This window comes from Phycicoccus mangrovi (assembly GCF_018729305.1).
Classification (GTDB): domain Bacteria; phylum Actinomycetota; class Actinomycetes; order Actinomycetales; family Dermatophilaceae; genus Phycicoccus; species Phycicoccus jejuensis.
This window is the reverse complement of sequence record NZ_JAHHWP010000004.1, coordinates 245,430-269,802: the sequence shown is the minus strand read 5'-3', so window position 1 is coordinate 269,802 and position 24,373 is coordinate 245,430. Positions and strand designations below refer to the sequence as shown.

21 protein-coding genes are annotated in these 24,373 nt (G+C 72.2%); 5 read left to right on the top strand and 16 right to left on the bottom strand.

Features of this window, described 5'->3' with window-relative positions:
* Positions 1–101 precede the first annotated feature (101 nt).
* The 3 genes from KMZ30_RS02370 to KMZ30_RS02360 are packed head-to-tail and all read right to left on the bottom strand — an operon-like array spanning position 102 to position 3,406.
* Positions 102–881, bottom strand: a complete 780-nt coding sequence (locus KMZ30_RS02370; RefSeq protein ID WP_215511225.1) for a TSUP family transporter — start codon at positions 879–881, stop codon at positions 102–104.
* 3 nt (positions 882–884) lie between these two features.
* Positions 885–1,640: an HAD family hydrolase gene (locus KMZ30_RS02365; RefSeq protein WP_215511224.1), complete on the bottom strand. Its 756-nt coding sequence runs from the start codon at positions 1,638–1,640 to the stop codon at positions 885–887.
* Positions 1,637–3,406: a proline--tRNA ligase gene (locus tag KMZ30_RS02360; protein WP_215511223.1), complete on the bottom strand. Its 1,770-nt coding sequence runs from the start codon at positions 3,404–3,406 to the stop codon at positions 1,637–1,639. Before KMZ30_RS02360 ends, KMZ30_RS02365 begins: the two co-directional genes overlap by 4 nt.
* A 211-nt stretch (positions 3,407–3,617) precedes the next feature.
* Here KMZ30_RS02360 and KMZ30_RS02355 point away from each other — a divergent pair, with 211 nt between their 5' ends.
* The 4 genes from KMZ30_RS02355 (at position 3,618) to KMZ30_RS02340 (ending at position 9,157) form a co-directional block, all read left to right on the top strand.
* Positions 3,618–4,889, top strand: a complete 1,272-nt coding sequence (locus KMZ30_RS02355; protein ID WP_215511222.1) for an ROK family protein — start codon at positions 3,618–3,620, stop codon at positions 4,887–4,889.
* A 152-nt stretch (positions 4,890–5,041) separates the two neighbouring features.
* Entirely contained in the window at positions 5,042–6,640 is a 1,599-nt protein-coding gene (gene mmsA, locus KMZ30_RS02350; RefSeq protein WP_215511221.1) for a multiple monosaccharide ABC transporter ATP-binding protein, read from the top strand.
* A 19-nt stretch (positions 6,641–6,659) separates the two neighbouring features.
* A complete protein-coding gene (mmsB, locus tag KMZ30_RS02345) occupies positions 6,660–7,961 on the top strand; it encodes a multiple monosaccharide ABC transporter permease (RefSeq protein ID WP_215511220.1) in 1,302 nt (433 codons plus the stop codon).
* 89 nt (positions 7,962–8,050) lie between these two features.
* Positions 8,051–9,157, top strand: coding sequence for a substrate-binding domain-containing protein (locus tag KMZ30_RS02340; protein ID WP_215511219.1), 1,107 nt, complete (start codon positions 8,051–8,053; stop codon positions 9,155–9,157).
* A gap of 96 nt (positions 9,158–9,253) precedes the next feature.
* Here KMZ30_RS02340 and KMZ30_RS02335 read toward each other — a convergent pair whose 3' ends face one another.
* From KMZ30_RS02335 to ispG, 4 genes are read right to left on the bottom strand one after another with little or no spacing between them, the layout of a single operon-like run.
* Positions 9,254–10,117 carry a GNAT family N-acetyltransferase gene (locus KMZ30_RS02335; RefSeq protein ID WP_215511218.1) on the bottom strand — a complete coding sequence of 288 codons (864 nt, stop codon included), beginning with the start codon at positions 10,115–10,117 and terminating at the stop codon, positions 9,254–9,256.
* Positions 10,118–10,133: 16 nt separating this feature from the next.
* Positions 10,134–10,979 carry a GNAT family N-acetyltransferase gene (locus tag KMZ30_RS02330; protein WP_215511217.1) on the bottom strand — a complete coding sequence of 282 codons (846 nt, stop codon included), beginning with the start codon at positions 10,977–10,979 and terminating at the stop codon, positions 10,134–10,136.
* Positions 10,980–10,988: 9 nt separating this feature from the next.
* Positions 10,989–11,525: a nucleoside/nucleotide kinase family protein gene (locus tag KMZ30_RS02325; RefSeq protein ID WP_215511216.1), complete on the bottom strand. Its 537-nt coding sequence runs from the start codon at positions 11,523–11,525 to the stop codon at positions 10,989–10,991.
* Positions 11,526–11,529: 4 nt separating this feature from the next.
* Positions 11,530–12,690 (bottom strand): flavodoxin-dependent (E)-4-hydroxy-3-methylbut-2-enyl-diphosphate synthase, encoded by a 1,161-nt coding sequence (gene ispG / locus KMZ30_RS02320; protein WP_207023142.1) that lies wholly within the window; start codon positions 12,688–12,690, stop codon positions 11,530–11,532.
* 34 nt (positions 12,691–12,724) lie between these two features.
* On the opposite strand from ispG, the gene KMZ30_RS02315 reads away from it, so the two are divergent.
* Positions 12,725–13,678, top strand: coding sequence for a hypothetical protein (locus KMZ30_RS02315; RefSeq protein ID WP_215511215.1), 954 nt, complete (start codon positions 12,725–12,727; stop codon positions 13,676–13,678).
* 6 nt (positions 13,679–13,684) lie between these two features.
* Here KMZ30_RS02315 and KMZ30_RS02310 read toward each other — a convergent pair whose 3' ends face one another.
* From KMZ30_RS02310 to KMZ30_RS02270, 9 genes are all read right to left on the bottom strand, one after another.
* Positions 13,685–15,046, bottom strand: a complete 1,362-nt coding sequence (locus tag KMZ30_RS02310) for a M50 family metallopeptidase (RefSeq protein WP_215511214.1) — start codon at positions 15,044–15,046, stop codon at positions 13,685–13,687.
* The gene (gene dxr, locus KMZ30_RS02305) at positions 15,043–16,260 is read right to left on the bottom strand and encodes a 1-deoxy-D-xylulose-5-phosphate reductoisomerase (RefSeq protein ID WP_215511213.1); all 1,218 of its coding nucleotides are present in this window, start codon (positions 16,258–16,260) and stop codon (positions 15,043–15,045) included. The genes KMZ30_RS02310 and dxr overlap by 4 nt, the downstream gene beginning before the upstream one ends.
* A 23-nt stretch (positions 16,261–16,283) precedes the next feature.
* Positions 16,284–17,330, bottom strand: coding sequence for a DnaB-like helicase C-terminal domain-containing protein (locus KMZ30_RS02300; protein ID WP_215511212.1), 1,047 nt, complete (start codon positions 17,328–17,330; stop codon positions 16,284–16,286).
* Positions 17,331–17,421: 91 nt separating this feature from the next.
* Positions 17,422–18,882 (bottom strand): NAD-dependent succinate-semialdehyde dehydrogenase, encoded by a 1,461-nt coding sequence (locus KMZ30_RS02295; RefSeq protein WP_215511211.1) that lies wholly within the window; start codon positions 18,880–18,882, stop codon positions 17,422–17,424.
* An 87-nt stretch (positions 18,883–18,969) separates the two neighbouring features.
* Positions 18,970–20,235: a saccharopine dehydrogenase family protein gene (locus KMZ30_RS02290; protein WP_215511210.1), complete on the bottom strand. Its 1,266-nt coding sequence runs from the start codon at positions 20,233–20,235 to the stop codon at positions 18,970–18,972.
* Between the two features lie 41 nt (positions 20,236–20,276).
* A complete protein-coding gene (locus KMZ30_RS02285; protein WP_215511209.1) occupies positions 20,277–21,086 on the bottom strand; it encodes an ABC transporter permease in 810 nt (269 codons plus the stop codon).
* On the bottom strand, positions 21,083–21,997 hold the full coding sequence (locus tag KMZ30_RS02280; protein WP_215511208.1) for an ABC transporter permease: 915 nt from the start codon (positions 21,995–21,997) through the stop codon (positions 21,083–21,085). Before KMZ30_RS02280 ends, KMZ30_RS02285 begins: the two co-directional genes overlap by 4 nt.
* A complete protein-coding gene (locus KMZ30_RS02275) occupies positions 21,994–23,133 on the bottom strand; it encodes an ABC transporter ATP-binding protein (RefSeq protein WP_215511207.1) in 1,140 nt (379 codons plus the stop codon). Before KMZ30_RS02275 ends, KMZ30_RS02280 begins: the two co-directional genes overlap by 4 nt.
* The gene (locus KMZ30_RS02270) at positions 23,133–24,371 is read right to left on the bottom strand and encodes an ABC transporter substrate-binding protein (RefSeq protein ID WP_215511206.1); all 1,239 of its coding nucleotides are present in this window, start codon (positions 24,369–24,371) and stop codon (positions 23,133–23,135) included. Before KMZ30_RS02270 ends, KMZ30_RS02275 begins: the two co-directional genes overlap by 1 nt.
* Positions 24,372–24,373 lie beyond the last annotated feature (2 nt).

Here is a 24,373-nt window from a genome sequence, read left to right as displayed (position 1 = left end):
CCCCCCCCCCCGCATCGTTTTTCAAAGCGCGGTCCAGCCGGGGCTTTTACACACGCGTTCGCGGAGAGGGAGGGGCCGGGGGGAGGGAGGGGCGCTGGGGGTCACCAGAGGCCGGCGAGGTCTCCTCCGATGCGGAGGGTGAAGGCGCCGACGACGACGACGAAGACCGTCCGGACGAACCGGCTGCCGCGCGCGACCGCGGTGCGCGCGCCGACCCACCCGCCGAGGAGGTTCGCGACGGCCATGACGCCGCCGACGACCCAGACGACGTGCCCCCCGGGGGCGAACACGGTCAGCGCGCCGAGGTTCGTCGCGAGGTTGGTGATCTTCGCCTTGGCGCTGGCCTCGAGGAAGGCGTACCCGAGCAGCCCGACGAGCGCGAAGACGAGGAAGGACCCCGTGCCCGGCCCCAGCGCGCCGTCGTAGACGCCGATGACGAAGCCGGTCAGCACCGCGGCCGTCGTGTGCCGGGCGCCGCTGAAGCGCAGCCGGGTCAGCTCGCCCACCGACGGCTTGAGCAGCGTGTACGCCCCGACGACGACGAGCATGACGAGGATGACCGGGTTGAAGAGCGACTTCGGGATGTGCAGCCCGAGCAGCGCCCCGCCGATCGCGCCGAGGTACGCGACGGCGGCCATCGGCAGCGCCGTGCGCAGGTCCGGCCTCACCCGCCTGTAGTACGTGACCGACGCGGTGGCGGTGCCCCACACCGACCCGAACTTGTTCGTCGCGAGGACCTGGGCCGGCGTCGCCCCGGGCATCCCGAGCAGCAGCGCGGGCAGCTGGACGAGCCCGCCGCCGCCGACGACGGCGTCGACCCACCCGGCGACGAACCCGGCGAGCGCGAGCAGCGCGAGGACGTGCGGCGCGACGTCACCCACGGGTCACGCGGCGTTCCACCCGTCGACGATCCCCAGCACGTCGAGCAGCTCGTGGGCCCGCGCGTCGGGGACGGCGGTCACCTCGACCTTCTGGTTGTCGGGCAGCACCGAGTGGGGCACCCACACGGCGCGCATTCCGACCTGCTGCGGGCCGTGCACGTCCTCGAACATCCGGTCGCCGACGTACACCGCCGCGGCCGGCTCGACCCCGACGGCGCGGCACGCCGCGAGGAAGACCTCGGGGTGCGGCTTCACGTGGTCGAGCTCGCTCGAGTAGAGGTCGGCGTCGATGAGGTCGAGCACGCCGTCGCGCGCGAAGATCTCGCGGTGGTACTCGCGCGTCCAGATGGTGTTGGACAGCACGCCCACCTTGATCCCCCTCTCGCGCAACCCTTCCCAGAGCGGCTTGACCTGCGGGTCGGTGAGGGTGTGCGGCTCCCAGAAGCGCCGGTACGCCGCGAGCGCGAGGTGGTGCCGGTCGTGCTCGGCGTCGACCCCGGCGGCGTCGAGGATGTCGGCGAGCGCCGCGGACGAGTGCTCGTCACGGCCGCGCGCCCACGCCCCGGCCTCCGCCTCGAGGATGCGGTCGGCCAGCCGGTGCGCCTCGTCGAGGTCGGCCTGCGGCACGTCCGGCGACCCGACGGGGATGCCGTGCACCTCGCGAGCGAAGACCCGCCACTGCTCGGGCAGGTCGACGTCGTGCCAGGGCGTCAGCGTCCCACCCCAGTCGAAGACGACCGCCTCGACGCGACGGCTCACGCGCGACCGACCTCCGCCAGCACCTCACGCACCGCGTCGTCCGTGGCGACCTCGCGGCGTTCCCCGGAGCGGCGGTCCTTGACCTCGACCTTCCCCTCGGCCAGCCCGCGGCCGACGACGACGATGGTCGGCACGCCGATGAGCTCGGCGTCCTTGAACTTGACTCCGGGAGAAGCCTGCCGGCGGTCGTCGAGCAGCACCTCGACACCCTCGGACTCGAGCGCGCGGGTCAGCTCCTCGGCGTACCGGTGCACCTCCTCGTCCTTGCCGGTGGCGACGACGTGCACGTCGGCGGGCGAGAGCTCGCGCGGCCAGACGAGCCCGAGCTCGTCGTGGTTGCCCTCGGCGACGCAGGCGACGGCGCGCGAGACACCGACGCCGTAGGAGCCCATGACGACGGTGCGCAGCTTGCCGTTCTCGTCGAGCACCTTGAGGTCGAGCGCCTCGGCGTACTTGGTCCCGAGCTGGAAGATGTGCCCCATCTCGATGCCCCGGGCCGACTCCAGCCCGTGCCCGCACGAGGGGCAGGCGTCGCCCTCACGGACGTCGGCGGCCTCGATCGTGCCGTCGGCGGTGAAGTCGCGCCCGGCCACGAGGTCGAGGACGTGGCGGCCGTGCTCGTCGGCGCCGGTGACCCATGCGGTGCCCTCGACGACGCGGGGGTCGAGAAGATAGCGGATGCCCGAGGACCGCTCGGAACCGAGCGCACCCGGCCCGATGTAGCCCTTGGTCAGCGTCGGGTACCGCGCGAAGTCCTTCTCGTCGAACGCCTCCACGCTCGCCGGCTCGACCTGCGCCCCGAGGCGCTTCTCGTCGACCTCGCGGTCGCCGGGCAGGCCGATGGCCAGCGGCTCGCGCGTGCCGTCGGGGTGGACGAGCATGACGACGACGTTCTTCAGCGTGTCGGCGGCGGTCCACGACCGGCCGTCGGCGCGGGGGAAGGCGTGCTCGAGGTGGGCGACGAGCGTGTCGATCGTCGGGGTGTCGGGGGTGTCCTCGACGTGCGCGGCGGGCACCCCGGAGGCGTCGACCGCGTCGGGCACGGGCACCCGGACGGCTTCGACGTTGGCGGCGTACCCGCAGTTCGCGCACCGGACGTAGGTGTCCTCGCCGTTCTCGGCGGTCGCGAGGAACTCCTCGGACTTCGAGCCGCCCATCGCGCCGGCCATCGCCTGGACGATGACGTAGTGGAAGCCGAGCCGGTCGAAGATCCGGACGTAGGCGTCGCGGTGCAGCTGGTAGCTCTTGTCGAGCCCGGCCTCGTCGAGGTCGAACGAGTAGCTGTCCTTCATGACGAACTCGCGCCCGCGCAGGATGCCCGCGCGCGGCCGCGCCTCGTCGCGGTACTTCGTCTGGATCTGGTAGATCGACAGCGGCAGGTCCTTGTACGAGGAGTACAGGTCCTTGACGGCGAGGGTGAACATCTCCTCGTGCGTCGGGCCGAGGAGGTAGTCGTCGCCCTTGCGGTCCTGGAGGCGGAAGACGCCGTCGCCGTACTCGGTCCAGCGGCCCGAGGTCTCGTAGGGCTCGCGCGGCAGCAGGGCGGGGAAGAGGAGCTCCTGGGCGCCGATGGCGTCCATCTCGTCCCGGACGATGCGCTCGACGCGGCGGAGCACCTTGAGCCCCAGCGGCAGCCACGTGTAGATGCCGGGGCTGACCCGGCGGATGTACCCGGCGCGCACGAGCAGCTGGTGGCTCGGGACCTCCGCGTCCGCCGGGTTCTCGCGAAGGGTTCGCAGGAACAGGGACGACATGCGCATGGCCACGGGGAGGCTCCTGGGGTCGTGGGAGGAGAACCCGGCAAGGATAACGACGCGCCCGTCCCCGGCGCCGCGCGGTTTGTGCGGCGGCCGGACAGCGGGGCCTCCCGTCGCCCACCCGCACGTACCCCCGACGGGGAGCCGCGGCGCCCCGGGCGAGGACCGTCATTTGTCCGGTGGTCGAACGAAAGGGTCCGGCGGGTCTATGGTGACGCCCATGTCGACGTCGACGAGCCGTCGGACCCCGGGGTCCGCGCTGCCCCGCGGAGGGGGCCGGGAGGCCGCGCGCCAGTCGACCCTGCGGGAGCACAACCTCGCCGTCGTCCTCCAGCGCGTCGTCGACGCCCAGGCCGTCGGCGCCCCGCTGTCCCGGGCGGCCATCGCCGGCGAGGTCGGCCTGGCCCGCGCCACCGTCTCGGACCTCGTCGACCGGCTCATCCAGGCACGCCTCGTCTCCGAGCTCGAGCCGCTGACGGCCTCGCGCGCGGGCCGCCCCGCCGTCCCCCTCGCCCCCTGCGGCCGCTCCGTCGTCGGGCTCGGGCTGTCGGTCGGCATCGACCACCTCTCCGCGCTCGTCCTCGACCTGGCCGGCATCACCGTCTCCGAGCGCGTCGTCGAGGTCGACCTGCGCGGGTGCGACCCCGACCGCACCTTCGCCCGCCTCGCCGAGCTCGCCGCCGAGACCGTCCGCGCCGTGAGCGCCGACGGGATGCGCGTCGCGGGCGCCTGCGTCGCCCTGCCCGGCCTGGTCAGCCGCGAGACGACCACGCTGCGCTACGCGCCCAACCTCGACTGGCACGACATCGCGGTCGACGACGCGCTGACCCGCCACCCCGCGCTGGCGCACCTCCGGGTGACGGCGGCCAACGACGCCGACCTCTCGGCGCGGACCGAGGTCGAGGAGCGCCGCCGCCGCGACCGCCGCCCGGCCGAGGCCCAGAACTTCCTCTTCGCCTACGGCGCGGTCGGCATCGGGTCGGCGGTCGTGCTCGGCGGCCGCGTCTTCGAGGGGATGCACGGCTGGGGCGGCGAGATCGGCCACGTGGTCGTCGACCCCGACGGCCGCCCGTGCCACTGCGGCGCCGTCGGGTGCCTCGAGCCCTACGCCGGCAAGGACGCGATGGTCGAGGCCGCCGGGATGCCCCCGGGCACGACGACGGCCGCCCTGAGCGGCGCCGCCGAGACCGCCGGCCCCGCGGCGGACGCGGTCGACGCCGCGGCCCGCGCCCTCGGCCAGGCCGCCGCCACCGTCGTCAACGTGGTCGACGTCGACGAGGTCGTGCTCGGAGGGGTCTACGCCACGCTGCACGGCCGCCTCTCCCCCCGCGTCCTCGCCGAGCTCGAGCGCCGTGCCGTCATCGCCCGGTGGGCCACCGTCCGCGTCTCCCCCGCGCTCGGCGGCTCCAGCTCGCCGGCCCGCGGCGCCGCGCTCACCGTCCTCGACGACGTCATCGCCGACCCCTCGGCCTGGCTCGTCACGGCCGGGTGAACGGCGAGTTACCCGATCGTTACCAGGCGGTACCGGGCAGCCTCTTGCCGGACAACGGTGTCTCCAATATGTTCGGCCGTACAACAATTCGCGTGAGCCCCGGGCCCCAGCGGCCCACCGGACGCCTGAGCCCTCAACGTCGAGGATGGGAAATGAGCAACGTCGCACCGACCGCCACGGGCACGGCCCGCACCGGCAGCCACGAGGTCATCCTCGAGATGCGCGCCATCACCAAGGAGTTCCCGGGCGTCAAGGCCCTCTCCGACGTCGACATGACCGTCCGCCGCGGCGAGATCCACGCGATCTGCGGCGAGAACGGCGCCGGCAAGTCGACCCTCATGAAGGTCCTGTCGGGCGTCCACCCGCACGGCAGCTACCGCGGCGAGATCCTCTGGAACGGGGCCCCGGCCCGGTTCTCGTCGATCCGCGACAGCGAGCAGGCCGGCATCGTCATCATCCACCAGGAGCTCGCGCTCATCCCCGAGCTGTCGATCGCCGAGAACATCTTCCTCGGCAACGAGCAGACCCGCCGGGGCGCGATCGACTGGGTGCAGACCCAGGCCAAGGCCGCCCAGCTGCTCGAGCGCGTCGGGCTCTCCGAGGACCCGATGACCAAGGTCAAGGACATCGGTGTCGGCAAGCAGCAGCTCGTCGAGATCGCGAAGGCGCTCTCCAAGGACGTGCAGCTGCTCATCCTCGACGAGCCGACCGCGGCGCTCAACGAGTCCGACTCCCAGCACCTGCTGCAGATCATGGACGGCCTGCGCTCGCACGGCGTCACCTGCATCATGATCAGCCACAAGCTCAACGAGATCGAGCAGATCTCGGACGCCATCACGATCATCCGCGACGGCCGCTCCATCGAGACCCTCCGGGTCAAGGAGGACGGCGTCGACGAGAACCGGATCATCCGCGGGATGGTCGGCCGCGACCTCGAGTCGCGCTTCCCCGACCACACGCCGACGATCGGCGAGGTGTTCTTCGAGGTCAAGCACTGGAACGTCCAGCACCCGGTGCGGGCCGACCGGCTCGTGGCGAACGACGCGAGCTTCTTCGTCCGCCGCGGCGAGATCGTCGGCTTCGCCGGGCTGATGGGCGCCGGCCGCACCGAGCTGATGCGCAGCATCTTCGGCCGCTCGTACGGCACGCTCCTCGGCGGCACGATCGTCAAGGACGGCAAGGAGCTGCACCTCAAGCACGTGCGCGACGCCATCGACGCCGGCCTCGCCTACGTCACCGAGGACCGCAAGACCCTCGGCCTCAACCTCCTCGACGACATCAAGCGCACGACGGTCTCGGCCAAGCTGTCCCGGATCACCCACGGCCTCGTCGTCGACGAGACCGAGGAGTACCGGATCGCGGAGCAGTACCGCCAGGACCTGCGCACCAAGACCCCGAACGTCGAGGAGGGTGTCGCCAAGCTCTCGGGCGGCAACCAGCAGAAGGTCGTCCTCGCGAAGTGGCTCTTCACCGAGCCCGACCTGCTCATCCTCGACGAGCCCACCCGCGGCATCGACGTCGGCGCGAAGTTCGAGATCTACGGGATCATCCAGCGCCTCGCGGCGCAGGGCAAGGGCGTCATCGTCGTCTCCTCCGAGCTGCCCGAGCTCCTCGGGCTCGCGGACCGGATCTACACGATCGCCGAGGGCCGGATCACCGGCTGCCTCGACAAGGCCCAGGCCGACCAGGAGTCGCTCATGCGCCTCATGACGAAGAACACCACCCGCACGCAGGCCAACGCGGTCTCCTGACCCCGACCCGAGGACCCCCATGAACATCGTCCGCAAGATCTTCGGTGGCGACATCCGCCAGCTCGGCATGGTCGCCGCGCTCGTCATCCTCATCGCGTACTTCCAGTGGCGGACCGGCGGCCTGACCCTGGACCCCAACAACGTCAACAACATCATCCAGGGCAACGCGTACATCCTCGTCCTGGCCATCGGGATGGTGCTCGTCATCATCGCCGGCCACATCGACCTCTCGGTCGGCTCGATCTCGGCGTTCGTCGGCATCGTCGTCGCCATCGCGATCCGCGACTGGAGCCTCCCCTGGCCGGTCGGCATCCTGCTCGGCCTCGGGCTCGGTGCGCTCGTCGGCGTCTGGCAGGGCTTCTGGGTCGCCCGCGTCGGCATCCCGGCCTTCATCGTCACGCTCGCCGGCATGCTGTTCTTCCGCGGTGCCAACCAGTTCGTCGGAGACTCCACCACCGTCCCGGTGCCCGCCGGCTTCCAGGTCATCGGTTCGGGCTCGCTCCCCGAGGTCGGCCCGAACACCGGCTACAACAACCTCACGGTGCTGCTCGGCATCCTGGGCTGCGCGGCGATCGTCTTCGGCGCGCTGCGCTCCCGCGCCCGCCTGACCAAGATCGGGGCCCAGGTCGAGGAGGCGTGGGCGATGTGGGTCCGCCTCGCTCTCGTCTGCCTCGTGATCCTCGGCGCGATGTTCCTCATCGCCTCGGGCCGCAAGGGCTTCCCCGTCTCCGGCCTCATCCTCGTCGTCCTCGTCCTCGTCTACGGCTTCATCGCGAGCAAGACCGTCCTCGGCCGGCACATCTACGCCGTCGGTGGCAACCGCCACGCGGCCGAGCTGTCGGGTGTCAAGAGCCGGCAGATCAACTTCTTCGTCATGGCGAACATGGCCGTCCTCGCCTCCCTCGCGGGCATGATGTTCGTCGCCCGCTCCACCGCGTCCGGTCCGTTCGACGGTGTCGGCTGGGAGCTCGACGCCATCGCCGCCGTGTTCATCGGTGGCGCCGCGGTCACCGGTGGTGTCGGCACCGTCGTCGGCTCGATCGTCGGAGGCCTGGTCATGGCCGTCCTCAACAACGGCCTCCAGCTCCAGGGCGTCGGCGCCGACGCGACCCAGATGATCAAGGGTCTCGTCCTCCTCGTCGCCGTTGCCTTCGACGTCTACAACAAGAGCCAGGGCAAGCCGTCGATCCTCGGTCTGTTCCAGCGCAACCGTGACCGCAACCGGCGCCTGGCCGAGGCCGAGAGCGGCACCGTCGACACCCAGAACCCCGCCCAGTCGAGCGTCAGCTCGACGAGCAGCACCCTCGGCTCGGACTCCTGAGCCACCTCCAGACCCCTCCGGCCGGCGCCCGCCGACCCGTGAGCAGGACCCCGCGTCCGCAGGACGCGCGAGTAGAAGGAAGAGCACATATGCGTCACCTCACCAAGGCGCTCGCGATCACCGCGGTCGCCGGCCTCGCCCTCACCGGCTGCGGCCGGTCCGAGTCCGACAACACGGCCGCCACGGCCAGCGCGGGCAGCTCGGCCGCCGCCGGCTTCCCGGCCGACTCGGTCATCGGGATCTCCCTGCCGCAGAAGACCTCCGAGAACTGGGTGCTCGCCGAGCAGCTGTTCAAGGACGGCCTCGCCTCCGCCGGCTTCCAGGGAGACGTGCAGTTCGCCAACGGCGGTGTCTCGGAGCAGCAGAACCAGATCCAGGCCATGGTCACCAAGGGCGCCAAGGTCATCGTCGTCGGCGCCATCGACGGCTCGCAGCTGGGCACCCAGCTCAAGGCCGCCAAGGAGTCCGGCGCGACGATCATCGCCTACGACCGCCTCCTGACGAACACCGCCGACGTCGACTACTACGTCGCGTTCGACAACTTCAAGGTCGGTGAGCTGCAGGGCCAGGCGCTCCTCGAGGGCATGGCCAAGAAGAAGCCGAACGGGCCGTACAACATCGAGCTCTTCGCCGGCTCCCCCGACGACAACAACGCCAAGGTCTTCTTCGACGGCGCGATGAGCGTCCTCCAGCCGAAGATCGACGACGGCACCCTCAAGGTCGTCTCCGGCCAGACCTCGTTCGAGCAGGCCGTCACCCAGGGCTGGAAGGCCGAGAACGCGCAGAAGCGCATGGACACCCTGCTCGCCGGCTCCTACGGCGGCAGCACCGAGCTCGACGGCGTCCTCTCCCCCAACGACACCCTGGCCCGCGCCATCCTCACCTCGGTGGACCAGGCCGGCAAGCCGGTCCCGGTCGTCACCGGCCAGGACTCCGAGGTCGAGTCGGTCAAGTCGATCATGGAGGGCGTCCAGTACTCCACGATCAACAAGGACACCCGCGAGCTCGTCAAGGAGACCATCGCGATGGTCAGCGCCCTCCAGAAGGGCGAGAAGCCGACCGTCAACGACGACAAGTCGTACAACAACGGCGTCAAGGTCGTCCCGGCCAACCTCCTCGCCCCGGTCATCGTGACCAAGGAGAACGCCGCCGAGGCCTACGCCAACGACCCGACGCTCGGCCCGCTGACCAAGTGACCCCAGCCGGCTGACCGCACGGTCATCCACGACGAGGGCCCGTCCGCACCCGCGGACGGGCCCTCCGTCGTCCCCGGCGAGGGCCGCCGGCGGCGCTCAGGCCTCGCGCTCCCAGCGGCTGCGCAGCCCCGCGTCGACGAACCCGAGCCGCTCGTAGAGCCGGTGCGCCGGGTTGTCGACGTTGACGGCGAGCCACGCCTCCTCGCAGCCTCCGCGGGCCAGGGCCCGCAGCGAGCGCGCGACGAGGTGCGCGCCGAGACCGCGGCCGCGCCAGGCCGGGACCACGCCGACCTGGTCGACCCAGCAGTCCGACAGGGTCACGAAGCCCGCGACCCGGGCCTCGGCGTCGAGGACGACGCGCGAGCGGTCGGGCCGGAAGCCGGGGTCCTCGGTCAGCTCGTCGACCCACTCCTCGAGCGGGGGGTCGGGGAAGCCCGGCCGGTCGGCGAACGAGGCCCGGTAGGCGCGGTGGAAGAGCGAGGCGGTGTCCTCGCTCCAGGCCAGGGCCCTGGTGCCGCGTGGCCGGCGCACGAGCGGCACGGCATCGAGGTCGTGGCGCATCACGTGCTCGGCAAAGGTGCGGCGCAGCCCGAGCGCGCCGAGGAAGTCGTCGGTGCCCGGCGAGGTCGTCTCGACGACGACCCGGGTCAGCACTCCCCCGGACCGCTGGGTGCACCAGGCGGCCAGCTGCTCCCCGAGGCCGGTGTGCCGGGCCGAGGGGCGCACGAGTCCGGTGGCGCTCCATCCCCCACCCGCGACCGGGCGCACGGCGGCGGCCGCGACGAGGTCGCCGGTCTCGTCCCGTCCGCCGACCCCGGGGCCGTCGAGGAAGAGCCGGCGCAGCATCGGCTCGTCGGCGAGGAGCGGCAGCCCGCCGTCCGCGCGCAGGCAGGCCAGGGCGAGCTCGCGCAGGTCGGGCAGGTCCGCGGGCCCGAGGGGCGTCCACTCGGTGAGGGCCATCAGCGGGGCCCGCGCGTCACAGCAGGACCGTGGAGAACTCGCCGACCTCGTGGAAGCCGAGCCGGTCGTAGGTGGCGCGGGCAGCGGTGTTGAAGTCGTTGACGTAGAGCGAGACCAGCGGCGCCTGGCCGGCCATGACCTGCTCGAGCACCGACGCGAGCATCGGCACGGCGAGGCCCTGCCCGCGCAGCCGTGGCGCGACCCACACCCCCTGGAGCTGGGCGCAGCCGAGGGCGATGCTGCCGATGTCGGTCTTGAACACGACCTCGCCGTCCTCGACGACGACGTAGGTGTGCCCCCGGGCCACGAGCGAGGAGATGGAGGCGCGGTAGCCGCGGCTCGACCCGCTGTAGGGGCGGTAGCCGATCTCGGCGGTGAACATGTGCTCGGCGGCGGGCAGGACGAGGTCGACCTCCGACGGGCGGGCCGGGCGCACCCGTTCGTCGAGCGCGACACCGAGCGCCGACGGGGGCTGGTGCGCGGCGAGCAGCGGCTGGTGCGCCCGCACCGCCCGCGGTGTCCCCCAGTGCGGCTCGAGGTGGCTCCACAGCCCCTCGACCTCCTCCCGCGGCCCGAAGACCGAGGCGGCCCGGCCGCGCCAGCGGCGCAGCCGCTCGGCGAACGCCGGCTGGTCGGCGGCGGTCGTGCCCACGGGCACGACGTTGGCGCTGGCCCAGCACAGCGACCGCAGCTCGCCGTCCTCGCGCAGCCCGAGGACCGAGCCGATGGACCCCGTGCGCGCCCCCTCGAGGAGGCGCGCGGCCACGAACACACCGCGCGGCAGGTCGCGGGCGCACACCTCGAGGGCGGCGTCGCGGTCGGCGAGCGACAGCGGCCGGACCGGGGATCGTGTGCGCAGCACGTGCACAGCCTAGGGCCGTGAGGCCCAGAGCACAGGATGCTCCAGGTCGGTGTTGTCCAGGACCCACGTGGCGCGCGACCGCGGGGCCACCTCGGCGAGGTAGGTCCGCTGGCCGCCGACGTACCTCGCGTTGGCCGACGAGTCGGGGTCGCGCAGCGCGTCGTCGACCGGCCCGAAGCGGGCGTTGCCCCGGGGCACCGAGACGTCGAACGGCACCTCGACCCAGAGGCTCGCGTCCCACAGACCGGCGAGCTCGGGGCGGTGGAGGAAGATGCCGTCGACGAGCAGGAGCGCATCCTCGCCGGCGGAGGGCTGCGTGTCCTGGACGGGGCCGTCGGCCCCGACGTCGAACACCGCGCGCGCCCACGGGGCGCCGGCGCGGAAGGGTTCGACGAGGCGCGAGCGCACGGCGTCGTGGTCGTAGGAGTCGCGGTAGAAGGACTCGGCGGTCCGGCCGCGGGCGTACCGCAGGGACCGGGGCCGGTGGAAGCCGTTGACACCGGCCCGGTGCACCTCGCGCCGCCCGTCGAGCGCGGGTGGGGTCACCCGGTCAGGAGACGGTGACGCTCGGGGCGCCCGCGGACTCCTCGTCGACCGGCTCGCCCATCTCCTCGGCGATGCGCATGGCCTCCTCGATGAGCGTCTCGACGATCTGGCTCTCGGGGACGGTCTTGATGACCTCGCCCTTGACGAAGATCTGGCCCTTGCCGTTGCCGGAGGCGACACCGAGGTCGGCCTCGCGGGCCTCGCCGGGGCCGTTGACGACGCAACCCATGACGGCGACGCGCAGCGGCACGGTCATCCCCTCGAGACCGGCGGTCACCTCGTCGGCGAGCTTGTAGACGTCGACCTGGGCGCGCCCGCACGACGGGCAGGAGACGATCTCGAGCTTGCGCGGACGCAGGTTGAGCGACTGGAGGATCTGGATGCCGACCTTGACCTCCTCGACCGGCGGGGCCGACAGGGAGACGCGGATGGTGTCGCCGATGCCCTGCGACAGCAGCGCCCCGAACGCGGTCGCGGACTTGATCGTGCCCTGGAACGCGGGGCCGGCCTCGGTGACGCCGAGGTGCAGCGGCCAGTCGCCGCGCTCGGCGAGCAGCTGGTAGGCCTTGACCATGACGACGGGGTCGTTGTGCTTGACCGAGATCTTGAAGTCGTGGAAGTCGTGCTCCTCGAAGAGGCTGGCCTCCCAAACGGCCGACTCGACGAGCGCCTCGGCCGTCGGCTTGCCGTACTTCTCGAGCAGCCGCTTGTCGAGGGACCCGGCGTTGACGCCGATGCGGATGGAGACGCCGGCCTCCTTGGCGCGACGGGCGATCTCGCCGACCTGGTCGTCGAACTGCCGGATGTTCCCGGGGTTGACCCGCACCGCGGCGCAGCCGGCGTCGATGGCCGCGTAGACGTACTTCGGCTGGAAGTGGATGTCGGCGATAACCGGGATCTGCGACTTCTGCGCGATCGCCGGCAGCGCCTCGGCGTCGTCCTGGCTCGGGCACGCGACCCGGACGATGTCGCAGCCGGCGGCGGTCAGCTCGGCAATCTGCTGCAGCGTGGCGTTGATGTCGGTCGTCGGCGTCGTCGTCATCGACTGCACCGACACCGGCGCGTCCCCGCCGACCTCGACCTTGCCGACCCGGATCTTGCGGGACGGGCGGCGGGGGGCGATGACGGGCGGCGGCGCGGCAGGCATACCGAGGGAGACGGACATGGAACCAAGCCTACGGTCCGAACCTCGGAGGACCATGAGTGACCTCCCCGCGACCTCGTCCACCCGCGCAACCCTCGACGCGGCCGTCGCCGACGCGCAGGAGGCCGGGCACCTGCGCCGGCTGGTCGGCGGTCTCGACACCGAGCTCGAGGCAGCTCGTCGCGAGCGCGACCTCGTCGAGCGGCGTCACCGGCTCGAGGCCGATGACGTCCGCCGGCTCGAGGGCGTCGGGTGGTCCTCGCTCGTCGCCGCTGTGCGCGGCACCCGTACCGGCGAGCTCGACCGCGAGCGGGCGGAGGAGACCGCTGCTCGCTACGCGCTGCAGGCGGCCTCGGCACGGGTCGCCGACCTCGAGGCCCGTCGCGAGGCGACCGTCGAGCAGCTGGAGCGCCTCGGTGACACCGCGGGCCGGGTCGAGCGGGCCCGGCGCGCCCACGCCGAGGCGGTCCGGGCGACCGGCGCCTCCCCCGAGCTCGAGACCGTCCTCGACGACCTCGCCCGGGTCGAGGCCCTCGGCACCGAGCTCGACGAGGCCACCGCCGCGGGCCGCCGCGCCGCCCACGAGCTGGCCGCCGCGCGCGGACGCCTCGGGTCGGCCGAGAGCTGGTCGACCTACGACACCTGGCTCGGGGGCGGGCTCGTCTCGTCGATGGTCAAGCACGACCGCCTCGACGACGCCGGCCGGCACGTGGCATCGGCGCAGGCGGCCCTCGCCGACTTCGCCCGCGAGCTCGGCGACGTCGGCGCGGTCGACACCCTGCGCGCCGACCTCGGCGTCGGGCCGACGATGCGGACCGTCGACATCTGGTTCGACAACCTGTTCACCGACCTCTCGGTCCGCGCGCGCATCAAGGACTCCGCCGCCGACGTCGACGCGGCGGCGCTGGCCGTGCGCGACGTCCTCGCGGACCTCGAGCGACGCGCCGGCCTGCTCGCGCAGGAGCGGGCGGCGCTGCTGCGCCGGCGCGACGAGCTCGTCGGCGGCTGACCGGGGTCAGCCGAGGCGGACGGGGTTGACGAGGTCGGCGTAGATGAGCAGCGCCGACATCCCGACGAGCACGATCGCCACGGAGTAGGCGACCGGCAGGGCCTTGGCGACGTCGACGTAGCCCGGGTCCGGCCGCCCGCGCAACCGGGCCCAGCGGCGCTTCGTGCCCTCCCAGAGCGCGCCGGCGACGTGGCCGCCGTCGAGCGGCAGCAGCGGCACGAGGTTGAAGACGAAGAGCATGAGGTTGAGGCCCGCGAGGAGGCTGACGAGGAACCACAGCCGGTCCGTGACCGACCCGCCGGTCAGCGAGGAGAGCCGACCGGCCGAGGCCTCCCCCGCGACCCGGCCGACGCCGACGACCGACATCGGGCCGTCGACCTCGCGCTCGGCACCGGAGAACGCCGCGTTCCAGACACCGACCATCCGCGAGGGGATGTCGACGAGGGCGGCCGCGGTACGCACCACCGAGTCCGTGAGGATGCCCGGCACCGCCGTCGCCGGCTGCGGGACCCACGCCGTCGGGGAGCTGCTCGTGACGCCGAGGAAGCCGGCCTCCGTCGTCTGCACCGTGCCGTCCGCGTTCGTGACCGGGCGGCCCTGGTCGTCGAGGACGGCGACCTGGGTGCGGATCGGGGTGACGCTCAGCGAGAGCTGCCGGCCGTCGCGCTCGACGACGACGTCGACCGCGCGCCCGGCGGCGGGTCGGACGAGCCGGCCCACGTCGGTCAGCTCGCGGACCGGCTGCCCGCCGATCGACACGAAGCGGTCCCCGGGGAGGATGCCCGCCGCGAGAGCGGGGGTCTGCGGCTTGCCGGCGCACGACGTGGCCTGCGACGCCTGCGCGGCCGGCACGACGCACTGCGCGACGGAGGCGACCTGGGCCCCGGGCTGCGCCGTCGGCAGGCCGTGGGCGGTGACGAAGAGGGTGAGCAGGACGACGCCGATGAGGAGGTTCATCAGCGGGCCGCCCATCATGACGACGACCTTCTTGGGCACCGAGAGCCGGTAGAAGACGCGGTCCTCGTCCCCCGGCTTGACCTCCTCGAGGCTCGCCGCGCGGGCCTCGTCGACGAGCTGGCTGAACCGGCCGGTGCTCGAGGCGCGCAGCATGCCGGGGGCGTCGCCGGGGCGCGGCGGGAACATCCCGATCATCCGGATGTAGCCGCCGAGCGGGATCGCCTTGAGGCCGTACTCGGTCTCGCCGCGGCGTCGCGACCACACGGTCGGGCCGAAGCCGACCATGTACTGCGTGACCTTGACGCCGAACTTCTTGGCGGGGACGAGGTGGCCGACCTCGTGCAGCGCGATGGACGCGGCGACGCCGAACGCCATGGCGAGCACGCCGACCACGTAGGCCAGGATCGTCACCGGTCTCCTCCGGGGGTCTCGACGGGTGCCGCCCCCACGATCTCGCGGGCCCGCTCGCGGGCCCACCGGTCGGCGGCGAGCACGGAGTCAACGCTCGAGGCGTCGACATCGATCCCATTGTGCCCCGCGGACGCCTCGTGCGCCTCGACCACCCGGGCCACGGTGTCGACGATGTCGGTGAACCCGATGGCGCCGTCGTGGAAGGCGTCGACCGCGACCTCGTTCGCCGCGTTGTAGACCGCCGGGTGCGTGCCGCCGGCCTCCCCCACCCGCCGGGCCAGCCGGACCGCCGGGAAGGCGTCGTCGTCGAGCGGGTGGAACTCCCACGTCTGCGCGGCGGTCCAGTCGCACGGCACGTCGACGTCGGTCAGCCGCTCGGGCCACGAGAGGCCGAGCCCGATGGGGACGAGCATCCGCGGCGGCCCGAGCTGGGCGATCGTCGAGCCGTCGTGGAACTCGACCATCGAGTGGATCTGCTGCTGCGGGTGGACGACGACGTCGATCCGGTCGAACGGGACGTCGAAGAGCAGGTGGGCCTCGATGACCTCGAGGCCCTTGTTGACGAGGGTCGCCGAGTTCGTCGTGATGACCCGGCCCATCGAGAAGTTCGGGTGCGCGAGGGCCTGGTCGGGCGTGACCCCGGCGAGCTCCGCGCGCGTGCGGCCACGGAACGGGCCGCCGCTGGCCGTCACGACGAGCCGGCGCACCTCGTTCGCCCGGCCGCCACGCAGCGACTGCGCGATGGCGCTGTGCTCGGAGTCGACGGGGACGATCTGGTCGGGCCGGGCCGCCGCCTTGACGAGCGGGCCGCCGACGATGAGCGACTCCTTGTTCGCCAGGGCCAGGGTCGAGCCGGCGGCGAGGGCCGCGAGGGTGGGCCGCAGGCCGATCGAGCCGGTGATGCCGTTGAGCACGACGTCGGCCCCGCAGCCGGCGGCGAGCGTCGCGGCCTCGTCGCCGACGACGACCTCGGGCCGGTAGGAGGGGTCGCCCGCGGCGGCGGCCACCGCGGCGCGGACCTCGTCGGCGTCACCGACGGCGGTGGCCACGAGGGGCGCCCGGGTCGCGGCCGCCTGCTCGGCGAGCAGGCGCAGGTTGCGCCCGGCCGAGAGCGCGACGACGGTGAAGCGGTCCGGGTGGGCGGCGACGACCTCGAGGGCCTGGGTGCCGATCGACCCGGTGGAGCCGAGGACGGCGACGGTGCGTGAGCTCACGGCTCGCCATCCTGCCTCATCGCTCACGACGTGAAGACGCGCTCCTCGATGAGGCGCTCGCCGACGACGCGGACCTGCGGCCGGTACCGCCCGTGCTCGAAGTCCTTCTCGACCTCGAGCTCGATCTGCCCGCCGCCGAAGCGGTTCTTCTCCACCGAGATGACGACCCACCGGCGGTAGGTCTTGATCGCCCCGAGGTCGTAGGTCAGGTGCTCGCGGGCGACGATGTTCTCCTTGGTCTGGAGGATGAGCACGATGTCGGCCTCGTAGGCGAGCGCGCTGCTGCCGCGCAGGTCGCGGGTGCGCATCCGGTGCCCGGCCCCGAGGCCCTCACGGTCGGCGGCGGTGATCGCGACGACGGGGCACTCGAGCTCCATCGCGATCTCCTTGAGCGTCTCGACGACGAAGGTGACGCGGGTGGTCTCGTCCGCGGTGCCCTCGATGCCGTCGACGGGGATCTTCTGGAGGTAGTCGACGAGCACGAGCGGGGGCTCGCCGGTCTCGTCGGCGACGGCGGCGACGGTGGCGGCGATCTGGGCGATCGTCGTCATCCGGTTGCCCTCGACGATGTGCAGCCGGTCCGACCAGCGCTCGACCGCCATGAGCGCCTCCTGCCCGAAGGACAGGCCGCGCATCGCCGAGCCGAGGCCGCGGCGGTCGGGGTCCTCGGCCTCGAGGACGGCCCGGAAGGCGCGCACGTCGGCCGGCGGGAAGATCGGGTCGTCGACGAGGTCGGCGGCGGCCGCGGCCTCCAGGCCGAGGAGGCGCTGGATGAGCGAGGCGGCGGTCAGCTCGAAGGAGAAGACGACGGCGTGCCGGCCCGTGACGACGGCGTTGCGCATCATCTGCATCGCGAAGGTCGTCTTGCCGGCGCCCTCGGTGCCGGCGACGAGCACGAGCTCACCGGAGCGCAGGCCGCCGGTGAAGGTCGTGTCGAGCAGGTCGAAGCCGGTCGGCCACACCGTGGCCCCGGGTCGGGCGCCGAGGCGCAGCGCCTCGTCGGTGTCGTCGAGGAAGGAGCGCACGGACCGCTGGCGGTCCGGACGGTCGGAGTGACGGGCCCGGCTCATGGGGCCAGTGGAGCACTCGGGACCCGTGGGGCGCAGCCGGACGCGGACGATCCTGTCCCTTCGGACGAGGCCGCCCCCGCCCCGGGAGGCCTCAGGTCGCGAGACCCACGTACTTGACCTCGAGGTACTCGTCGATGCCCTCGAAGCCGCCCTCGCGGCCGAACCCGGACTGCTTGACCCCGCCGAAGGGCGCCGCCGGGTTGGAGACGATGCCGGTGTTGACGCCGACCATCCCGAACTCGAGCGCCTCGGCGACGCGCAGGACGCGGGCGTTGTCGCGGGTGAAGACGTAGCCGACGAGCCCGTACTCGGTCGCGTTGGCGCGCTGCACGGCCTCGGCCTCGGTCGCGAAGGTGCAGATCGGCGCGACCGGTCCGAAGATCTCCTCGGTGAGGCAGCGCGCGTCGTCCGGGACGTCGGTGAGGACCGTCGGCGCGTAGAAGTAGCCGCGGCCCTCGACCGGCGCCCCGCCCGTGAGGACGGTCGCGCCCTTGTCGACGGCGTCCTCGACGAGCTCGTGGACGCCGCGGCGCGCCTTCTCGGTGATGAGCGGGCCGACGTCGACGCCCTTCTTCGTGCCCTTGCCGACGGTGAGGCCGGCCATCCGCTCCGCGAGCCGGCGGGAGAACTCGTCGGCGACATCCTCGTGGACGAAGAAGCGGTTGGCCGCGGTGCAGGCCTCCCCGATGTTGCGCATCTTCGCGAGCATCGCGCCCTCGACGGCGGCGTCGAGGTCGGCGTCCTCGAAGACGACGAACGGCGCGTTGCCGCCGAGCTCCATCGAGACGCGCAGCAGCTGCTCGGCCGACTGCTCGACGAGCTTCTTGCCGACGGCGGTCGACCCGGTGAAGGTCAGCTTGCGCAGGCGCGGGTCGCGGATGACCGGCTCGCAGACCTCGCCCGAGCGGGTCGTCGTCACGACGTTGAGGACGCCGTCGGGCAGACCGGCCTCGCGCATGACCTCGGCGAGCAGGAGCATCGTCAGCGGGGTCTCGGCCGCCGGCTTGACGACCATCGTGCAGCCGGCGGCGACCGCCGGCCCGATCTTGCGGGTGCCCATCGCGAGCGGGAAGTTCCAGGGCGTGATCATGAGCGTCGGCCCGACCGGCTGCGCCATCGTCAGCAGGCGGGTCGCGCCGTTGGGGGCCACCGAGTAGCGCCCGTGGATGCGCACGGCCTCCTCGGAGAACCAGCGGAAGAACTCCGAGCCGTAGGCGACCTCGCCCTTGGCCTCGGCGAGGGTCTTGCCCATCTCGAGCGTCATGAGCATCGCGAACTCGTCGGCCCGGGCGGTGACGAGCTCGAACGCGCGCCGCAGGATCTCGCCCCGCTCGCGGGGAGCCGTCGCGGCCCACGCGGGCTGGGCCTCGGCGGCCGCGGCGAGCGCCGCCATGCCGTCCTCGGGCGTCGCGTCGGCGCACGTCGTGAGGGTCGCGCCGCTCGAGGGGTCGTGGACCTCGAAGCGGGCACCCCCGCCGGCCTCGCGCCACCGGCCGCCGATGAGCAGGCGGGTCGGGACCGACTCGACGAGGGCCTTCTGCGTGGTCGCCATGATCTCCTCCGGTGGTACGGGGCGGCGCGGGCGTGCGCCGGACGGGTCGAGCCTAGGACGGGCGGGGCGGCCGGGGGCCGACCGGGGTCAGCGGTCCTCGAGGCCCCACGGCGAGCCGTAGCCGGCGGGCTTCGGCGCGGCGAGCAGGTCGAGGAACGGCACGGCGTCGAAAGCCTCCGGGCCGAGCACGCCGGCGCCGGACCAGGCGCCGCTCGAGAGCAGCTCGAGCGCGACGACGGGGTTGACCGCGGTCTGCCAGACGACGCACTGGGCGTCGTACTCGCGCATCGTGTCGGCGTTGTCGGACACGTGGTAGAGGTACGTGCGCCGCGGCTGCCCGTCCTTGCCGGTCCCGGTGACCCACAGGCCGGCACACGTCTTGCCCTCCATCCGCGGGCCGATGGTCAGCGGGTCCGGGAGCACCGCTGCGACGACGTCGCGGGGGCTCACCTCGACGCCCTTGACGGTGACCGGCTCGGTGCGGTCCAGGCCGAGGGTGTGCAGCGTGCGCAGGATGGTGATCATCTCCTCGCCGAGCCCGTACTTGATGGTGACCTTCCTCGCGTCGACCCAGCGAGGCATGAGGAGCACCTCCTCGTGCTCGACGTGGACGCACTCGACGGGGCCGATCCCCTCGGGGAACTCGAAGACCTCGGGCTCGCTGAACGGCGGGAGCGTGAACCAGCCGCCGTCGGGCTCACCGGCCCGGTCCTTCTCCCAGACGACCGGCGGGTTGAGGCACTCCTCGATGATCGTCCACATCGAGAAGCCCGGCGCGAAGACCTCGTTCCCGTCCTCGTCGCGGATGACGAGGTTGGCGCCGTCGCGGGTGCCGAGCTCGTCGATCTCCGAGAACAGGTGGTCGGCGGCGTAGCGCGCGAAGACGTCGGACAGGCCCGGCTCGACACCGATGCCGACGAGCGCGAGGCGGCCGTCGGCCTCCCACTCCCCCGCCTGCGCGAACTGCTCGTCACCGAGCTTGACCCCGACCTTGGCGTACGGCTCGTCCGCGTGCCGGCGCGAGAGGCTCATCGCCATGTCGAGGTAGTCGGCGCCGCCGGCGCGCGTGCCCTGGAAGACCGGGACGACGAAGCGCGGGTCCACCGCGTTGAGCACGTGCGTGGCGCCGACCTCGCGGACGAGGGCCTCGACGGCCGCGGCGTCCGAGGCGTCGACCTGCGCGGCGCGGAAGCGGCTCTCCCCCTCGCGGCGCCCGGAGGCCGCGGCCACCGTCCGCTCGGCCCGGGAGACGTCGTGGTCGGCCACGACCCACGCCTCGAAGAAGTCACGCTCTGCGGCGATGCGCGCGGCGGCGTCGCCGACGCCGCCCGCACCGATCATGAGGACGCGCACGGGAACCTTCCTGTCGGCCGGGACGGTGCCCGGCGAGGGGGTCACTTGCTGCTGCGACGGGCGTTGCCGACGACCTGGCCGATGATGACCAGGGCGAGGGCGAGCACGAACATCGAGAAGCCGATGACGTTGGCCTGGGCGGGGATCCCGCGCAGGTAGGAGACGTAGACGAACTTGGGGAACGTCGTCTCGTTGCCGGAGACGAAGTTCGTGATGATGAAGTCGTCGAAGGACAGCGAGAACGACAGCAGCGCGGCCCCGACGATGCCGGGGAGGACGAGCGGGAAGGTGACCCGCCAGAACGTCGCGCCCGGCCCGGCGTAGAGGTCCTGCGCGGCCTCCTCGATGCGCGGGTCGAGGCTCTGCAGACGGGCCTTGACCGTGACGACGACGAAGCTGATGCAGAACATGATGTGCGCGATGGTGATCGTCCAGAAGCCGAGGCCGAGGCCGACCCGCGAGAAGCCCTGGACGAAGATCGTCAGCAGGCTGGCGCCGAGGACGATCTCGGGCGTGGCCATCGGGACGAAGACGAGGACGTTGCTCGCCGCCCGGCCGCGGAACTGGTGGCGCACGAGCGCGAAGGCCAGCAGGGTGCCGAGAACCGTCGCGATGACGGTCGCGATGACGCCGATCTGCAGCGAGGTGACGAGCGCGTCGCAGACCCCGGGCGCGCCGCAGGGGTCCTTCCAGTGCTTGAGCGTCGGGCTCCCCTCGGGGTTCCAGACGATGTTCGACTTGCGGTAGTTGTTGAACGAGAAGACGAACGTGTACGCGACCGGCAGGAACAGGTAGAGCAGGACGAGGACCGCGACGATGATCGCGAAGCGGTTGGTCAACCAGCGGATCACACCAGCTCCTCCGTCCCGAAGCGGCGGACGTAGACGAACACCATGGCGAGGATGAGCGCCATGAGCGTGAAGGACAGCGCGGCCGCGACGGGGAACCCGCCGAGCACCTTGAAGAACTGGCTCTCGATGACGTTGCCGACCATCTTCGTGTTGTCGGCGCCGAGCAGGTCGGCGTTGACGTAGTCACCGGCCGCCGGGATGAACGTCAGCAGCGTGCCGGCGAGGACGCCCGGCATCGACATCGGCAGGGTCACCGTCCGGAAGGTGGTGAACCCGTTGGCGTACAGGTCTCCCCCGGCCTCGATGACGCGGTGGTCGGCCCGCTCGAGGCTGGCGTAGATCGGCAGCACCATGAACGGCAGGAAGTTGTAGGTCAGGCCCGCGACGACCGCCGCCCACGTCTCGGTGATGTGCCCGCCGGGCAGCAGGTGCAGCGCGTTGAGCGTGCTCGCGACCGGCCCCTCGTCGGCGAGGATCTGGCGCCACGCGACGGTGCGCAGGATGAACGAGGTGAAGAACGGCGCGACGACCGCGATGAGCATGATGTTGCGCCAGCGCCCGGCCTTGAAGGCCATCGCGTAGGCCAGCGGGTAGGCCAGGCAGAAGGCGAAGAAGGTCGCGAGCCCCGCGAAGAGCAGCGAGCGCCCGAACTGCGGCGCGAAGTCGGTGAGCGCGGAGAGGTAGTTCGAGAAGTTGACGTCGCGGTAGTAGTAGCCCGGGTAGCCGGGGAACTGCGACTGCAGGCTGACCGAGAACAGCTGGACCAGCGGGACGACGAAGAAGACGAGCAGCCAGAGCGCCCCGGGCACGAGCAGGAGGTAGGGCAGCCAGCTGCGGCCCTCACGCTCCTGCGGCGGGGCGTCCCCGGCGGGGGCACCTCCCGCCGCGCCGGCGTGGGCGAGCGCGCTCACGCCGTCGCCTCCGCGGCGGCCTGCGCCTCGGCCTCGTCGGCCGGCACGGTGAAGGCGTGCGCGTGGTTCCAGGCGATCCACACGTCGTCGCCGGGCCGCAGGTCGATCGGGTCGACGTCGAGGTTCTGCTCGTAGCAGCTCCAGATCGTGCCGCTCGGAAGACGGACGAGGTACTCGGTGGCGACCCCGGTGAACGAGACGTCGAGGACGGTGCCCTTGACGTCGTCGCCGGTGCCCTCCGGCGGGCGGCGCAGCACGCGCACCTTCTCGGGCCGCACGCCGAACATCACGGTGCCGTCGGTCGCGTTGGCCCGGGCCAGCGGCACCTTGACCTTCGTGCCCTGCACCTCGGCGACGAGGCTGTCGCCGTCGCGGTCGACGACCCGGCCGGTGCCGAGGTTGGAGCGGCCGACGAAGTTCGCGACGAACGACGTGCGCGGCAGGTCGTACAGGTCGGCCGGGTGGCCCATCTGCTCGATCCGGCCGTGGTTCATCACCGCGACGGTGTCGGCCATCGTCATGGCCTCCTCCTGGTCGTGGGTGACGTGGATGAAGGTGAGCCCGACCTCGGTCTGGATCCGCTTGAGCTCGACCTGGAGCTGGCGGCGCAGCTTGAGGTCGAGGGCACCGAGCGGCTCGTCGAGGAGGAGCACCTCGGGCCGGTTGACCAGGGCCCGCGCGAGGGCGACACGCTGCTGCTGGCCGCCCGAGAGCTGGGCCGGCTTGCGGGCCGCGAGGTGGTCGACCTGGACGAGCGCGAGGGTCTCGTCGGCGAGCGCGAGCGCGTTCTTGTCGCCGCGACGCTTGGGCCCGAAGGCGACGTTGTCGCGGATGGTCAGGTGCGGGAAGAGCGCGTAGCTCTGGAACACCGTGTTGACCGGGCGCTCGTAGGGCCGGCTGCCGGTGATCTCGGTGTCCCCGATGAGCACCTTGCCGGCCGTCGGCTGCTCGAGCCCGGCGACCATCCGCAGGGTGGTCGTCTTGCCGCAGCCCGACGGGCCGAGGAGGGCGAAGAACGAGCCGCGCGGGACGACGAGGTCGAGGTCGTCGACGGCGGTGAACTCGCCGAAGGACTTCGTGACGGACTCGAGGCGCAGGTCGCCCGTCGCCTCGCGGAAGCCGCTGTTGCGTGCCATCAGTTGCCCTGCACCTTCTGCCAGATGGCGCTGTAGGCCTGGTCGTCCTGGGGCGAGAGCGCCGGGAAGCCCTGGATGTTGTTGTCCTTGATGTACTCCGCCGACGGGAAGATGAACGGGCTCTCGGCCAGCTCGGGGTCGGACTTGGCGAGCTCCTCCTGCGCCCCCTGCACCGGGCAGACGTAGTTGACCCATGCGGCGACCTCGGCGGCGACGGACGGCTCGTAGTAGTAGTCCATGAGCGTCATCGCGTTGCGCCGGTGCGTCGAGGTGATCGGCACCATCATGTTGTCGCTCCAGAGGGTGCCGCCGGACTCGGGGATGACGAACTGCCAGTTGTCGTTCTCGGTCTCGGCCCGGAGGATGAACAGGTCGCCGCTCCAGACGATGCCGGCGATCGCGTTGCCGGACTTGAGGTCCTCGAGGTAGCTGTTGCCCTTGATCCGGCGGATGTACCCCTCGGACATCTTCTGCTCGATGACGGCGACCGCGTTCTCGAACTGGGTGCGCCCCCAGCCGCCGGTGATGTCGACCCCTTGGCTCTGCATGACGAGCGCCACGGTGTCGCGGAACTCCGACAGGACGACGATGCGGCCCTTGAGCTCGGGGGTCCACAGGTCGTCGAGGCTCTTGATCTCCTTGGAGACCCTCGTCTTGTCGTAGCCGATGCCCGCGAAGCCCGACTGCCAGGTGAGGGAGTAGTTGCGCCCGGGGTCGAAGCTGACGTCCTTGAGGCTGTCGAGGAGGTTGCTCGCGTTGGGCATCCGGATGATCTCGAGCGGCTGGGCCAGCTGCTCGCGGATGACGCGGTTGGCCATCCAGTCGGTGAAGACGAAGATGTCCTTGCCGATGTCCTGCTTGGCCCGCAGCTGCGGCGCGATCTTGTTGAAGTAGGAGTCGTTGTCCTCGATGTCCTCGGAGTACGTGGCCTTGATGCCCGTCTCCTTGATGAACGCCTCGAGGGTCGGGTACTGCTTGGTGTCCTCGTCGTAGTCGAGGTAGGCGGTCCAGTTGGCCCACCGGACGACCTTGTCGGTGGCCGAGACGTCCTCGGGCAGCTGCACGGCCGCCGCTCCCCCGGACGGCGGGGTCGGGGGTGCGCACGCGGCGAGGCTCGCGGCGCCGCCCAGCGCGGCCGTCCCGAGGAGGGAGCGACGCGAGAGCTGTGCGGAGCGGGCGGCCCGGACGAGGTCGCGGACGGCGGGGTCGGCGGGGGGCCGCCGGCGGAGAGGTGCCATGG

Bases quoted from the DNA above. Each gene is read 5' to 3' on its own strand.
- KMZ30_RS02355 (WP_215511222.1), top strand. From the start codon at position 3,618: ATGTCGACGTCGACGAGCCGTCGGACCCCGGGGTCCGCGCTGCCCCGC.
- KMZ30_RS02295 (WP_215511211.1), bottom strand. From the start codon at position 18,882: ATGGCGACCACGCAGAAGGCCCTCGTCGAGTCGGTCCCGACCCGCCTG.
- mmsA (WP_215511221.1), top strand. From the start codon at position 5,042: ATGAGCAACGTCGCACCGACCGCCACGGGCACGGCCCGCACCGGCAGC.
- KMZ30_RS02275 (WP_215511207.1), bottom strand. From the start codon at position 23,133: ATGGCACGCAACAGCGGCTTCCGCGAGGCGACGGGCGACCTGCGCCTC.
- KMZ30_RS02340 (WP_215511219.1), top strand. From the start codon at position 8,051: ATGCGTCACCTCACCAAGGCGCTCGCGATCACCGCGGTCGCCGGCCTC.
- KMZ30_RS02300 (WP_215511212.1), bottom strand. From the start codon at position 17,330: ATGAGCCGGGCCCGTCACTCCGACCGTCCGGACCGCCAGCGGTCCGTG.
- KMZ30_RS02335 (WP_215511218.1), bottom strand. From the start codon at position 10,117: ATGGCCCTCACCGAGTGGACGCCCCTCGGGCCCGCGGACCTGCCCGAC.
- KMZ30_RS02270 (WP_215511206.1), bottom strand. From the start codon at position 24,371: ATGGCACCTCTCCGCCGGCGGCCCCCCGCCGACCCCGCCGTCCGCGAC.
- mmsB (WP_215511220.1), top strand. From the start codon at position 6,660: ATGAACATCGTCCGCAAGATCTTCGGTGGCGACATCCGCCAGCTCGGC.
- KMZ30_RS02315 (WP_215511215.1), top strand. From the start codon at position 12,725: ATGAGTGACCTCCCCGCGACCTCGTCCACCCGCGCAACCCTCGACGCG.
- ispG (WP_207023142.1), bottom strand. From the start codon at position 12,690: ATGTCCGTCTCCCTCGGTATGCCTGCCGCGCCGCCGCCCGTCATCGCC.